This window comes from Aeromonas sp. Lyrl_2 (genome assembly GCF_051948815.1).
Classification (GTDB): domain Bacteria; phylum Pseudomonadota; class Gammaproteobacteria; order Enterobacterales; family Aeromonadaceae; genus Aeromonas; species Aeromonas veronii.
In genome coordinates this window covers 45,357-58,559 of the sequence record NZ_JAYJLJ010000007.1, presented here as the reverse complement: position 1 = coordinate 58,559, position 13,203 = coordinate 45,357, and the positions used below count along the sequence as shown (strand labels likewise).

Here is a 13,203-nt window from a genome sequence, read left to right as displayed (position 1 = left end):
TTAATGCTCCTTCTTGGTCGGGATCGGGCGGGACAAGTCTGGTTGTGGCGCACTGTTGGCGCCGGTATCAGTCGTCCCTGGCTGAAGATGACGGGCATAACGTTTGATGATCGGCAGCTGTCTGGCCAGCGCTTTGTCGACGATACCGGGCAGCAGGGCATTGAGCCGCACGAACAGTTTTTCCGGCCAGCCGAGCCAGCTGCGGCGGGTTTCGTTGCACAGGGCGATGACCGCCTCTTCGGCCACTTCCTGCGGGCTGTCGGTCTGGGTGCCGAGCGCTGCATTCATCTCGTAAGCGGCCTCGGAATTGAGTTTGGTGCGGGTGGCGCGTGGGGCGAAATGCAGCACCTTGATGCCACTCCCCTCCAGCTCCCGTCCCAGCGCTTCGCTAAAGCCGCGCAGGGCAAATTTGCTGGCGCAGTAGACGCTGTAACCGGGGTAGCCGATGCTGCCCAGGCTCGACCCCATGTTCATGATGATCCCCGGCTTGCGCATGGTTGGCAGCAGGGCTCGGGTGAGCTGGATGGGCGCCTCGATATTGAGCAGCAGCTGGCGCTCCACCTGCTCGAAGCTCTGATCTTCCAGCCAGGCAAACTGGTTGCAGCCAGCGTTGTTGATCAGGATGTCGATCCCGTCCTCCAGCGCCGGGTGTTGCAACAGCTTGGCCCGCTCCTGCGCAGAGCCGAGGTCGGCGAGCACCACCTGATGGCGCTCGGGATGGGGCAGTGACTTGCACAGCCGCTCCAGTGCCGGGCCGCGACGACCGTGCAGCAGCAGGTGTGCCCCTTGGGCCGCCAGCTCCTGTGCCAGCTCCTCACCTATGCCACCGCTGGCGCCGGTGAGCAGCACGAGTTTCCCTTCAAGGTTCATGGTGTGGGTTCCCTTTTTGCTGTCTGCTGATCCGCTGCCAACTTACGGTGTGGCGGTGAGGTTGTAGAGCATCTCGCCATAGAGGCGGTAGACCACCTTGGCCCCGTGGATGATGGCGGCCTGATCCGCCGGACTCTCGACCCGATCCATCAGGGATTCAAAGAACTTGAGGTGCTCCTGATCCAGGGCGCCGTGGGAACTCAGGTAGCTCATCGCCTGCGGTGGCAGGCCGAGTCCCTTTTTCAGCTGGTCGGCGACGGTGAGGGCGATGGCCACGCTGGTGCCTTCCAGCACCTGTACCATGCCGAAGAAGCCCATGGGGTTGCCGCGCTGGATCTGGTCGTATAGGAAGGCGACCATCAGCTCGATGGGCAGCCCGGGCTGGCCGTGGCGCACCGCCTCGGCATCACCGCCACAGGCGCGGATATCGTTGAGGATCCACTCCTGATGGCCATACTCCTCGTCGATGTACTCGGCAATGGCCCCGCGCACCCACTCGTACTCCTGACCCAGCTTGCCGCCGGTGGCCATCAGCAGCGGAACTGTGTGGCGCACGTGGTAGTAAGCCTGCGCCAGAAAGGCGAGATAGGTGTCACGGCTGATATCGCCACGGCGGCAGGCTTCGATGATGGGTGCGTTGAACAGATGTTCACGCTCACTGGCAGTGGCTTGTTGCAGAGTCTGGTAGAAGCTCATGACGATTCTCCTGTAAGGCATTGGCTGATTTGCCGGGAAAAGTGTTGGTAAATCTCGTTGCGACGGGGGCGCCCGTTGGCGGTCAGCAGGCCGGGATGCTGGTCGAGTGCCACCGGCAACCAGTGGTGCAGCCGGGCATAATCGGGCAGCCGCTGGTTCAGACCGGCGATCTGGCGGGGCAGATCCGCCTCTTTGCCCGGCAGGGGCTGGATCAGCGCCACGTTGGCAGGCTGACCATCGCCAAAAACCACGATGCGGGCGATGGCGGGGCAGAGCTGGGCCTCGGCTTCCACCCACTCCGGTGAGAAGTTGCGGCCAAAGGCGGTGATCTGGACATTCTTCTTGCGCCCGGTGATATGGAGGTAGCCCTCATCATCCAGATGACCCAGATCGCCTGTGGCAATCTGTTCGGGAGTCGGTTCGTTGCTGCCGAGATAGCCCAGCATGGCACTGCCGCTCACCATAATTTCGCCGTCGCTGGCGATGGTGACCTGACCGTGGGGCAGGGGGCGGCCGACGCTGCCGGGCTTGTCAGCATCCAGGCTGTTGAGCGCCACCACGGAGCTGCACTCCGAGAGGCCATAACCTTCGTATACCGGCAGGCCGAGCTGGCGGGCGTGTTTGATCAGGTCGGGGGCCACCTTGCCGCCACCGACGGCAATAAAGCGCAGGCTCTTGAGCTGTTGGGCCAGCGTCGGGGTGCTGGTGCAGAGCGCCAGCAGCAGGCGCAGCAGTTCGGGCACCAGCACCAGACTGTGGGTCGACCAGCGCAGCAGGGTCTCCCCCAGCATGGCAGGGTTGAGCGAGCTGGAGCCGGTGAAACCGAGCTCCCCGAGGGACGGAATGCGGCTGCAGGCACCGGTCAGCAGCGGCACATAAAGGCCGGTGATGTTCTCAAGCAGGGTCGCCAGCGGCAGCAGGGTCAGGTGTTTTTCCACCTTGGCTGGCGCGACTCGCTCGGCCAGCGCATGGCTCACCGCCATCATCTGGGTCAGTGACAGGCAGACGCCCTTGGGCTGGCCCGTGGTACCGGAGGTGTAGGTGATCTTGGCGGTGCCCTTGGGCAGCGCCGGTCGATTGGTCGGGGTATGGCGCCATAATGGCAGCTCGCCGGTGATCAGCGAGAGCGGCTCGGCGGCATGCCACCCCTGATGATGTGGGCCCACCAGCGCATCGGCGCCGCTGCTCTCCAGCAACCAGGCCTGCTGGGCCTGACTGAAGAAGTGGGGCACCGGAATGACCACGATATCGGCGCGGGTGCAGGCGAGATCCAGCAGCGCCCAGGGCAGGCCGTTGTCCAGTTGCAGCGCCAGACGGCTGATGTCGAGCTGTTGCAGCTGGCTGGCCAGACGCTGGATCTGTTGCCACAGGGTCTGGTAATCGAGACGCTGCTGGCTGCTCAGCAACGCAGGAGATTGCGGATCCTCGTGGGCATGCTTGGCGATGGCGTCGAACAGGCTCATTGGGCGCACCTTTTTTGATGGGGCTGGTTATCACTGCTTTTGCCGGCATCCTCAAACAGGGTCGGCATGGGGGCCAGCAGATTGAGCAGCAGGCTGCGCTGGGCCAGCACCTCGCGCCCCTGATTGATGTCACCCACCATCACCTTGGGTTGGCAGCGGTAGTACTCACCCCAGGCGTCGGCGTCGGCTCCCACCTGATGGGCCTGTGCGGGGGCCAGCTCCACCGGATTGAGTTGCAGGCGGGCAAAGCTGTTGCGCAGCTTGGCAGTGCCGGTAAAGACCACGTAGTCGAGGGCGTTTTCACATAGCAGACGACACAGGGCTGCGAACATCAGTCGGGCATTGCCCGGCTCGCTGCAGGCCAGATTGCCCACTTCGATAATGCGGTTGCGTGCCGGATAGACCCCGAGGCGGGTGTTGATGGCGGCCTCGATGGGTTGCTCCAGATACTGTTCCAGATAGAGAGGCCCCTCACTGGCATGATTGAGACCACAGGCACCGACCAGCGTCCCGTCCGCCCGATAGAGCCCCAGCAGGCAGGGGAGAAAATGGGGGATGCGGGCGTTGAACTCGAGGGTGTAGGCGGCCTGGATATAGGTTTGCAGCGCCATGACCTGCTGCGGGGACTTGGCTAGCAGCAATCGGTAGGGGGCCTGGATCTCGATGGTCATGGGTGACTCCTTCTCTTGCGATGGTTTGAGAGTAAAAGGGCAAACTTAAGAAACCCTTAAGGAGCAAAAAAAGTTGTCAGCGAGGCAGCGGGCAGGCAATCTGCGCCGCTGTTATCCAACAGGAAGCCCCCAAGAGGAACCGCCATGTCATCCACCGTCAGCTGCCCCCTGTGTGCCAGCCATCGCAGTTATCCCCTGCCGGTGGCGGGCAAGCGCTATCATCGCTGCCTCGCGTGCGAGCTGGTCTGGCTGGATGAGGCGGATCATCTGGATGAGGCGGCGGAGAAGGCGGTCTATGACGGTCACGACAACCGGGTGGATGATCCCCGTTATCGCAGCTTTCTGATGCGGGCTTTTGGTGAGGTGCTGGCGCGGGTGCCAACCCCTGCCAGTGGCCTCGACTTTGGCTGTGGCCCGGGGCCGGCGCTGGTGGCGATGGGGCGCGAGGCGGGTTACCAGATGGCGGGGTATGACAAGTTCTACGCAGATTTTCCCGAGTTGCTGACGCGTCAGTATGACTTCATCACCAGTACCGAGGTGATCGAGCATATTGCTGAGCCGCGCACGGTGCTGGCGCAGTTGTGGGATTGCCTCAAGCCTGGTGGCCTGCTGGTGCTGCAAACCCAGCGGGTGCTCAGTGACGAGCGGTTTAAAAACTGGCGCTATCGCCACGACCCGACCCACATCGTCTTCTTTGCCGAGGCATCGTTTCAGGTGTTGGCCGCTCGCTGGCAGGCCGAACTCAGCTTCCCCCACGCCGATGTGGCGGTATTGCAGAAAGGCACGCCCTGAGGCGTGCCTTCGTCTGTTACTCGTCGAGTTCTTGCTCGGCGCTACTCCTTGTAGCCCTTGTCCTGCCACTGGTAGTACATCAGGGCAGATTTGACGCCGATTGACTTGAACGGCTCTGGCGGCAGCCACATCGGCAGACTCTGCTCCGCGTGGTTGAACCAGGGGTGATCCTTGCCTTGATAGAGGCTGGCCACAATGTCGCCAAACAGGAAGGAGAGGTTGATGCCGTGGCCGTTGTAGCCGAGGGCGTAGTAGATGTTCTTGTGCTCCCCCATTACCCCCACCGCTTCAGTGCTGTCGCCGGTCATGCCGAGAACCCCGTCCCACACCTGCTCAAATTTGATCCCCTTGAGGGCCGGATAGAGAGTCACCAGCTCGCTCATCATCATCTCGCTGACCCGGTTAAGATCGCCCTTGTAGTTGAGGCCGTCGTTGAAGACGTACTCGGCATTGCCGCCACCGATGACGATGCGGTTATCCGGGGTCAATACCAGATGGAACAGGATGTTGCGGGTGTCGTAGTAGGGCACCCGACTCTGCCACTGGATGGCGGCCAGCTGCTTTTTGCTGAGCTGCTCGGTGACGGCGCTCTGGGCGTGTACCGGAATGACCCGCCCGCTGAAGTAGCCAAGTTTTGAGGTATAGCCGTTGGTCGCCAGCACTATGCTGTCGGCGGTCACCTTGTACTTGTCGGCTACATTCAGCTCGATCTGCTTGCCCTCCTTGATACCCAGCACCGGGCTCTGCTCGTAGATGGTAACGCCCGACTGCTCCACCGCCTTGCGCAGGGCATTGACCAGTTTCATGGCGTGTACCTGACCGCCATTGGGGTCGTAGACCGCCCCCACGTAGCGGTCGGTGCCCAGTTTCTCTTCGGTGGTATCGGCGTTCCAGTACTGCAGCGGGATGCCGAGGCGATTGGCGGTTTTCACATAGTCGCGGTACTCGGCGATATCCTCCTCATCGAGGATCGCCTCCACATAGCCATTGAGCTTGAGGTCGGCCTCGACGCCGGTTGAGGCCACCAGCGCCTGCAGCTTGCGCATGCTGGCGACGGTGAGATCGTAGTGGCGCTTGCTCGCTTCCCCCTCTTCGTAGAGATCCATCACCTCGGAGCTCGGCAGCACCATGCCGCCATTGCGGCCCGAGGCGCCGCTGCCCACCTGCTTGGCTTCGTAGATGGCGATCTTGAGCGACGGGTTAGCCTTGGCCAGATGCCAGGCACTGGAGAGGCCGCTGTAGCCGCCACCTATGATGGCGATATCCACCTTCATGTCTTGCGCCAGCGGGGCACTCTCCTCTGCCGGTTTCTCTTTGAACCAGTAGCTGGTGTTGGGCTCAAAGTCGCTCATCTTGGGGCCGCAGGCGGCGAGGAAAAAACAGCTGATGCACATGGTCAACGCTCGTTGGTAAAGGGGGGGCGGATTCATCTTCTACTCCGGTTACAGATACAAAATGTCAAATCAGTTCATCGGGTTGGGCGGTGTTGACCCGGCGGCCTATGTCTCGCAGCCGGGCCAGCTGATCGGCAAGACCAGGCCCCTCATCCAGGCTGGTGACAAAGTTCCAGAGGTAGGTCATCACAGCATAGACATGGCCTGCCGAGACCTGGGGCTGGGCCATCAGCATGGTGATGGCCAGCAGGAACAGCAGGGAGGCGCTGATGCCGACCGCCAGAAAAGCGAGCGCCTCCCGATCCGAAATCCGGATGCGGATCTAGGCCAGCGCGCGGTAGTGGCGGGCGAGGTTGGCTGACTGGGCATGGGTGACCAGCTTGACCTCGTGTTCCAGCCGATCGTTGAGCCGCTCGTGCAGCAGCTGGTTCTTGCGCGAAAAGCCGGGCAGCAGCAGGCCGAACAGCAGCAATACCCCCATGCAGGCGATGCCGACCCAGAACTCGATCACCATCAGCATCACGGCCGCCCCGACGATGGAGATCAGGCTGGTGGCCAGGATCGGGATATGTTTCTCGAAGAAGTCGACAAACTCCCGCGCCAGGGTGACCCGCGCCACTATGGTAGATTGCCCCTCCTGCTGCTGGCGCTGGGTCAGGATCACCGGCACCGCCAGTGCCGCATAGATATGGGTAAAGGTGCGGGTATCGACCGCCCGGCGCAGGGCGCCGATGAGCCAGAACAGCAGCACGATCAGGGCATAGCTCGAGGCCTGCAGCCACTGGCCCTTGACGATGGCGTCAATGGCAAAGCCGGCGAACAGGGGATAGATCACCAGCAGGATATTTTCGAGGGCCACCAGCGAGAAGGTACCCGCCAGCTTGAGGGGATTGGCCCGCGCAATCGCCCCCAGCGAACGACCGGCCGAGTGTGGCAACGGCGTGGCCTGCTCGTCGCAACTGGCTGCCGAAGTGGTTGGTGTTGTCATGGGTTATCTCCTAAGATGTCGGAAACGCTAAGTTTGAGCGAGTGCTCAAAGTTTGTTTGAGCGACTGCTCAAAGTCAAGCAGATCGATGGATATCGCAGGAGGTCAGATGGCACGCCCATCAGCAGAACAGCGCAAAGAGATGATCATCGAGGCCGTACTGGCCCTGTTTCGGGAGAAGGGAATGGCGGCATCGTCAACCCGTGATATTGCCGAGCGCACCGGTCTGGCGCGCAGTCACGTCTACCACTACTTCAAGGATTGGAAGGAGCTCTGCCTCTGCGCCGTGGAGCGTTTCACCAGTCAGGAGATAGCCGAGCAGCGGGAGTGGCTGTTGCCGCTGCCAGCCCGTGAAGCGTTGCCGCTCTTTGTACGGGACAACCTGCCGACCAGTCAGGATGCCTCCTGGGCCATCTATCTGGATGCCTGGAACGAGTCACTGCGCGACCCTGTGTTTGCCGAGAGCTACCGCAAAATCATTCTGGCGTGGCGCGAGGTGCTGGAGCAGATCCTGCAAAAGGGGATCGACAGTGGCGAGTTTGTGGTGGGCGATGCCCGGCGACTGGCGCGCCAGATCACCTCCCTCATCAACGGCTATGCCGATGACCTTATTCTGGAGCCGACCCCCGAGACGGTCGAGGCCACTTATCAAGAGATCATGCTGGTGGTGAATCAGCTGGTCTTGCCCCCGGCCCATTCATAGCGGCGCTGGCACACAGGGAGGGGAGGCATACCAGCGTGGTGCCTCCCCCGGTTTTGTTGGCTATCCGCCGGGCGTGCGATGGCCAGATACCAGGGAGCGGTTGTTGATGTCGATTACCCATTTGTCACTGCAAGATGCCCGTCATCTGCAACTGGCGGCGCAAGGGCTGCTCGCCCCCCGTCGCAGCAAGGCGACTCCGGCCGATCTGTTGGCCACCATTCGCCGCATGGCGCTGCTGCAGATCGATACCATCTCGGTGGTGGCGCGCAGCCCCTATCTGGTGCTCTTTAGCCGCCTTGGCCAGTACGAACCGCGTTGGCTGGAGCAGCTGCTGGCCGACGGCGAGATCTTCGAATATTGGGCCCACGAGGCCTGCTTTGTGCCCCGCGAGGATTACCGGCTGTTGCGCCATCGGATGCTCGACCCCGTCGCCATGGGCTGGAAGTTTTCGGCCAACTGGCTAGCCACTCATCAGCAGGAGATTGGCCAGCTGATCGAGCGTATTCGCCACCATGGCCCGGTGCGGGCGGCTGACTTTGAACGCACAACCGGCAAGGGGAACGGCTGGTGGGACTGGAAGCCGGAGAAACGCCATCTGGAGGTGCTCTTTACCACAGGTCAGCTGATGGTGCGGGAGCGGCGCAACTTTCAGCGGGTCTATGACCTGGCCGAGCGGGTCATCCCCGAGTGGCGTGACGAGCGGGATCTGCCGAGCGTCGAGCAGGCCCAGCGGGATATGGTGCGCGCCAGTTGCCGGGCATTGGGGCTGGTCAAAACTGGCTGGGTCGCTGACTACTATCGGCTGCGGCGCGGCAAATATGACGCCTTGCTCCATCAGCTGGCGGACGAGGGTGAGCTGCTGCCGGTACGGGTGGAGGGGGGGCAGCACGGCGCTTTTGTGCACGCCTCGCTGGCCGATGAGCTGGCAAGGGCACAGGCGGGCACCCTCAAGGCGACCCATACCACCGCCTTGTCGCCGTTCGATCCGCTGGTGTGGGATCGCAAACGGGCCAGTGAACTGTTCAATTTTGACTATCGCATCGAATGCTATACCCCGGCCCCCAAGCGCCAGTATGGCTACTTCGTGTTGCCCTTGCTGCATCGTGGCAAGCTGGTGGGCAGGATGGATGCCAAGGCCCATCGCCAGCAGGGGATCTTCGAGATCAAGAGCCTCTATCTGGAAGCTGGTGTGAGAGTGACCCGCACCCTTGCACAGGATCTGGCGAAAGCCCTGCAAAAGCTGGCTGACTGGCACCAGACGCCGCAGCTTCGTTATGGTGCCATTCCGGCCAATTTGCTGACGTTGTGGCATGAAAGCGCCCCTGCAAAGTGAGCACTATCTCTTCTGGGCTAAGCTGCAAGAGGGATAAACAGTTCGGGAGCGGGAGATGAGACGAGCGGCAACATGGTGGGCGGGATTGGCGATGGCTATCTTGTCCCCCGCGCTATGGGGGCAAGAGCCACCAGTGAAGATCTGTCTGGGGGAGGGCAACGAGTGGGCCCCCTTTACCTACTGGGAGCGCAAGGACGGTGTGCCCGATACCAGCCGCCTGACCGGTTCGGCGACGACGCTGGTGCTCGATGCATTGCAACAGAGCGGGCTCTCGCACCAGATCCGCTATCTGCCCTGGGCGCGGGTGCAGCAGGAGCTGGCGGATTATCGCCAGAATGGTCTGTGCGAGCTGACCTGGGATGCCAGCTACAAGCCGGAGCGGGCCGAGTTTGCCTTCTACAGCGTTCCCCTCTACTACACCCACCTCGGTTTCTTCTATCTCAAGCGCCGCTACCCCGAACCGCCGGATCTGCAGACGGTCAATCGCTCCCGGGTGTGCGGGGTGATTGGCTACAACTACACACCCTACGGGCTTGCGCAGGAGCCACGCCGGGTCAAACAGTTGCAGCAGGCGCTCGATATGCTGGAGCGGGATCGCTGCGACTTTCTGCCGAGCGAAATCGAACCTCTGGTGGCTGGCATCAGCCTTGGCATCTACCGCAGCGAGAGCGGGTTGCTCAATCTCGCCCTGCCCAGCCGCAAGGGATTCTATCTGCTGGTGAGCAAGGGCTCCCCCCGCGGTCACCAGCTGGTGAACATCCTCAATCAGTCGCTGGTGGCATTTCAGGAAGGGGGGCACACGGATGAGGTGATGCGCCGCTTCTTGCCACCAATGGAGTAATAGCGAAGAGGGGCTGTCATTCTGGGGAGCAGATAAACAGAGGGCCAGCCGGTGCAAACCGGCTGGCCCTTTTTTACGTGAGAGCTTGTCAGTCTGCCAGACGGGTCAGTACCTTCACCAGCAGCTCGATGCGCGGGGCAATGCTGGCCAGATCCAGATACTCCTCGTCACTGTGGAAGCCGGCACCGATGGGGCCCAGACCATCCAGAGTGGGAATGCCGAGGGCGGCGGTCAGGTTGGCATCGGAGCCGCCCCCCACCTCCTGCCAGCTGATTGGCAGTCCCAGTTCGGCGCCACACTCCTCCACCAGCTGCATCAGCGCCAGAGTGCCTTCTGATGGCACCATGGCCGGTTTGTGGGCCTCGCGGGTCAGCTGGATGGTGACGCCGTCCAGATGCGGCCGCTCGGCCAGGGTCAGCAGATGATCGTTGATCTGGTGGTACTCCTGATTGTCCCAGAAGCGGACGTCTACCACAGCGCTGGCATGGGCCGGCACTATGTTGGCGCCATTGCCCCCCTCGACAATGCCAATGTTGAGGGTGGTGCCGCTCTCGAAGTTGGTCAGGGCGTTGATGGCCAGGATCCAGTGGCCCAGCTCGGTGATGGCGCTGCGCCCCTTCTGCGGTTCGTTGCCCGCGTGAGCCGCCTTGCCAGTGAAGTCGATGCGATAACGGGCCATCCCCTTGCGCGCCTTGACCAGCGAGCCATCGGCGCGGGCCGCTTCGGCCACCAGCACCTGCTTTGCCTGTTTGGCCACCGTGGCCAGCCAGTCGCTGGAGTGGAGGGAGCCGATCTCCTCATCCGGGTTCATGCAGACGCAGATGCTCAGGCGATCGCGCACCTCGCGTGGCAGTTCACGCAGGGCATAGACGATGTTGAGCAGGCCGGATTTCATGTCGGAGACACCGGGACCGTAAGCGCGCTCGCCATCGATGCTCATCGGGCGGGCGGCGGCGGTGCCGAGGGGGAAGACGGTATCCATATGGCCGATCAGCATTACATCGATCTGCGCCGCATCAGGCTGGTTGCGGATCTCCAGTCCCACCCCGGCTGCGCCACAGTCGACCCGCTTGATCTGCCAGCCGCCCATCGCCTCATATTTGGCAGCCATCAGGTCGGCCACTGCCGCAATGCCTGGCTGGTGCAGGGATCCGCAATCCAGATTGATCAGCGGGGCCAGTTCGGTCAGGTATTGATCCAGAGAAAAAGTCATTGCTTGCTCCACTATCAGGTTCGGGTCAGAGAAGGATGTTCATCACCAGCATGGCGCCGAAGGCGTTGAGTACCGAGATGGCGACCATGATGGGGATGTAACGCCCTTCGGTACCGATGCAGCCGAGGATGCGGCCCATGTACTGCACCTGGGAGCCCATCAGGTAGATGGCTGGCGCCAGAATGGCGATGTGGGTGCCGTTGAGGATCCCCTGATCGAACAGGGTGATGACCACACCGACTGCACCGCCCATCGACATCCAGGCGCCGATCAGCACGGCTGCCGCCTCACCGGGCAACCCGAAGATGGCCATGACGGGGGAGAAAATGGCGCCCATGGCATCCAGCGCGCCGGTGATCTGCAGCGCCTTGATGATGACAAAGGCCATCAGTACGTTGGGTACGGTGGAGGTGGTGGCGATGACCCAGCCCTTCTTGGCCCCTTCGACGAAGATATCGGTGACGATGGGTTTCTTGATGTTGGCCTGGCTCATTTGGCTTGCTCCTGAGTGTTGAGGGTCTGCTGGGTGTTGTTATCGGTCTGCTTGCCTTCGCTCATATTGAGGTAGACCCGGAACAGGTTGGCCCCGACAAATTTGAAGGCGAACATCACGATGACAGCCAGACCGATGGAGGAGCTGACCGCCGGGCTGCCATCCGCCAGCGTCAGGGTGAACAGCACGGCGCCGGAGGAGAAGAAGTTGACGATGGTGGCGCCAGCGGAGAACTGGAACATGGTGAACACGTCGGTTTCACGCTTGGTGATGAGCCCTTCATCCTTGAGCTGACGAGTCATGGCGGCACCGGCATCGGTACTCTGCAGGGAGGCGATCAGTGCCAGACCGGTATTGCCCGGGATCCCCATCAGCGGACGCAGCAGTGGGGTCAGCAACTTGCGGGCCGCTTCCAACGCGCCGTAGTGTTCCAGCACATTGATCATACCGAGGGCAAACATCACGGTGGGGATCAGGGTCAGGGCGAACAGAAAGCCATCTCGCGCCCCGTTGCCCCCCTTGCCGCGCATGTCGGTCATGGCGGTCTTGATGCCGTCACCATTCTCGCTGACGCTCTGGACCATGGTACCGAACGAACCGTTCAGCGTGGTGAAATCGAATACCCCGTACCACTCGCCGGATTGCAACAGCCCGGAGAAGAAGACCACGGCGAAGGCCAGTGCCAGGTAACTGCCTATGCTCACCGAGCGTGTTTTGTCTGTCATTAGCTAGCTCCATATGAATAATTATTTAATCTGAATAATTATAATTGATATGGATGTCACTAAATTGATGGTGGTCAAAATGGTTTGCTACAAATGACGAATGTATTGGGGTTATGTGACTGTGATCGCCATATGATTGGACGATAATCTGGTTTTTATCGAATTGTTTGAGTGAATAAAAAGCAGGGGCGGGATAGCGGGGCAAAAAAAACCGGGCACGAGGCCCGGTTTGGTCAATCAGTCAGATGTGATTACTGGAGTACCAGCACCATCAGCAGGCCGACGCTAATGGCAGATACCAGGAAGGCAAAGCCATAGAACACATAGTGGTGCAGCTTGGTGGTGTGGATCCCCAGATCGTGCAGACCGTGGTAGATACGGTGCATACCGTGCCAGACTGGCAGGGCGATGATCACCAGCAGGATGCAGGCACCCCACCAGGAGCTGGCGAACGCGTGCACGCGGTCATAGCTCATGGTTTCCACGTCCATGATGCCCATGGGCACCAGCAGACCGGTGATGAGGACAATGACCGGCAGCAGCATGGCAACGACCATGCCACCCGCACCAAACAGACCCCAGTAAATTGGTTCGTCAGAACGTCTCATTGTTTTCTCCTCAGGCCACGATGATCAGGACAAGCAGGGACACCAGCGCCAGCGCCACATACTGGGCGAGAACGATCGGCTTCTCCGGTACCAGGTCTTCACCACGGAAGATACGCATGGCTTTCGGCGCCAGGGCGAACCAGGTTTTGGCATGGAACAGGCACGCCGCCAGAGCGACGACATGGAACAGGATGGCGATCGGGCTTTGCAGGGATTCCAGCCAGCCGTTGAACGCTTCCTGACCCTGAACCAGGCGCATCAGGCCCCACATCAGCACAACGGCGTAGATGGAGACGAAGATACTGGTGCCTTCACGGATCATGTAACCGGTGTAGAAGGCGTTCTTCAGCCACCAGTCTTTCTTCATTTCGCGGACGTAAGGTTTACGTTTGCTATCAGTGTTGTTCATGGTCTC

Annotated in this window: 16 protein-coding genes; 4 read left to right on the top strand and 12 right to left on the bottom strand. The window is 61.3% G+C overall.

Annotation, left to right across the window (positions count from 1 at the left end; all coding sequences use genetic code 11):
• Genes VF684_RS07990 through VF684_RS07975 form a run of 4 tightly spaced genes read right to left on the bottom strand, consistent with a single transcriptional unit; the run spans window position 1 to window position 3,700 of the window.
• On the bottom strand, window positions 1-870 hold the full coding sequence (locus tag VF684_RS07990) for an SDR family oxidoreductase (protein ID WP_139731166.1): 870 nt from the start codon (window positions 868-870) through the stop codon (window positions 1-3).
• Between the two features lie 42 nt (window positions 871-912).
• A complete protein-coding gene (locus tag VF684_RS07985) occupies window positions 913-1,566 on the bottom strand; it encodes a TenA family transcriptional regulator (RefSeq protein WP_005362310.1) in 654 nt (217 codons plus the stop codon).
• On the bottom strand, window positions 1,563-3,029 hold the full coding sequence (locus tag VF684_RS07980; RefSeq protein ID WP_139441843.1) for an AMP-dependent synthetase/ligase: 1,467 nt from the start codon (window positions 3,027-3,029) through the stop codon (window positions 1,563-1,565). Before VF684_RS07980 ends, VF684_RS07985 begins: the two co-directional genes overlap by 4 nt.
• On the bottom strand, window positions 3,026-3,700 hold the full coding sequence (locus tag VF684_RS07975; protein ID WP_139410765.1) for a thermostable hemolysin: 675 nt from the start codon (window positions 3,698-3,700) through the stop codon (window positions 3,026-3,028). The genes VF684_RS07980 and VF684_RS07975 overlap by 4 nt, the downstream gene beginning before the upstream one ends.
• Before the next feature lie 144 nt (window positions 3,701-3,844).
• Between VF684_RS07975 and VF684_RS07970 the strand changes: the two genes are divergently transcribed.
• Window positions 3,845-4,492 (top strand): class I SAM-dependent methyltransferase, encoded by a 648-nt coding sequence (locus tag VF684_RS07970; RefSeq protein WP_139441844.1) that lies wholly within the window; start codon window positions 3,845-3,847, stop codon window positions 4,490-4,492.
• A gap of 41 nt (window positions 4,493-4,533) precedes the next feature.
• Here VF684_RS07970 and VF684_RS07965 read toward each other — a convergent pair whose 3' ends face one another.
• The 3 genes from VF684_RS07965 to VF684_RS07955 form a co-directional block, all read right to left on the bottom strand.
• Window positions 4,534-5,922 (bottom strand): NAD(P)/FAD-dependent oxidoreductase, encoded by a 1,389-nt coding sequence (locus VF684_RS07965; protein ID WP_139441845.1) that lies wholly within the window; start codon window positions 5,920-5,922, stop codon window positions 4,534-4,536.
• A gap of 28 nt (window positions 5,923-5,950) precedes the next feature.
• Entirely contained in the window at window positions 5,951-6,121 is a 171-nt protein-coding gene (locus VF684_RS07960; RefSeq protein ID WP_376899856.1) for a hypothetical protein, read from the bottom strand.
• Between the two features lie 87 nt (window positions 6,122-6,208).
• Entirely contained in the window at window positions 6,209-6,874 is a 666-nt protein-coding gene (locus tag VF684_RS07955) for an ABC transporter six-transmembrane domain-containing protein (protein ID WP_376899858.1), read from the bottom strand.
• 107 nt (window positions 6,875-6,981) lie between these two features.
• Here VF684_RS07955 and VF684_RS07950 point away from each other — a divergent pair, with 107 nt between their 5' ends.
• The 3 genes from VF684_RS07950 to VF684_RS07940 all read left to right on the top strand — a co-directional run bounded on the left by VF684_RS07950 (window position 6,982) and on the right by VF684_RS07940 (window position 9,749).
• Window positions 6,982-7,575 carry a TetR/AcrR family transcriptional regulator gene (locus VF684_RS07950; RefSeq protein ID WP_139441847.1) on the top strand — a complete coding sequence of 198 codons (594 nt, stop codon included), beginning with the start codon at window positions 6,982-6,984 and terminating at the stop codon, window positions 7,573-7,575.
• A gap of 106 nt (window positions 7,576-7,681) precedes the next feature.
• Entirely contained in the window at window positions 7,682-8,908 is a 1,227-nt protein-coding gene (locus tag VF684_RS07945; RefSeq protein ID WP_164536250.1) for a winged helix-turn-helix domain-containing protein, read from the top strand.
• 91 nt (window positions 8,909-8,999) lie between these two features.
• Window positions 9,000-9,749 carry a substrate-binding periplasmic protein gene (locus VF684_RS07940; RefSeq protein ID WP_103250772.1) on the top strand — a complete coding sequence of 250 codons (750 nt, stop codon included), beginning with the start codon at window positions 9,000-9,002 and terminating at the stop codon, window positions 9,747-9,749.
• 88 nt (window positions 9,750-9,837) lie between these two features.
• On the opposite strand, the gene VF684_RS07935 is transcribed toward VF684_RS07940, so the two are convergent.
• The 5 genes from VF684_RS07935 to VF684_RS07915 all read right to left on the bottom strand — a co-directional run bounded on the left by VF684_RS07935 (window position 9,838) and on the right by VF684_RS07915 (window position 13,197).
• Window positions 9,838-10,962, bottom strand: a complete 1,125-nt coding sequence (locus tag VF684_RS07935) for a M20 family metallopeptidase (RefSeq protein WP_139441848.1) — start codon at window positions 10,960-10,962, stop codon at window positions 9,838-9,840.
• A 25-nt stretch (window positions 10,963-10,987) separates the two neighbouring features.
• Complete coding sequence (locus VF684_RS07930; RefSeq protein WP_005335063.1) at window positions 10,988-11,455, bottom strand: YjiG family protein; 468 nt, start codon at window positions 11,453-11,455, stop codon at window positions 10,988-10,990.
• Window positions 11,452-12,180 carry a nucleoside recognition domain-containing protein gene (locus VF684_RS07925; protein WP_005335061.1) on the bottom strand — a complete coding sequence of 243 codons (729 nt, stop codon included), beginning with the start codon at window positions 12,178-12,180 and terminating at the stop codon, window positions 11,452-11,454. The genes VF684_RS07930 and VF684_RS07925 overlap by 4 nt, the downstream gene beginning before the upstream one ends.
• A 251-nt stretch (window positions 12,181-12,431) precedes the next feature.
• Window positions 12,432-12,788 (bottom strand): fumarate reductase subunit FrdD, encoded by a 357-nt coding sequence (gene frdD / locus VF684_RS07920; protein WP_005335059.1) that lies wholly within the window; start codon window positions 12,786-12,788, stop codon window positions 12,432-12,434.
• A gap of 10 nt (window positions 12,789-12,798) precedes the next feature.
• The gene (locus VF684_RS07915; RefSeq protein WP_139441849.1) at window positions 12,799-13,197 is read right to left on the bottom strand and encodes a fumarate reductase subunit C; all 399 of its coding nucleotides are present in this window, start codon (window positions 13,195-13,197) and stop codon (window positions 12,799-12,801) included.
• Window positions 13,198-13,203: the final 6 nt, after the last annotated feature.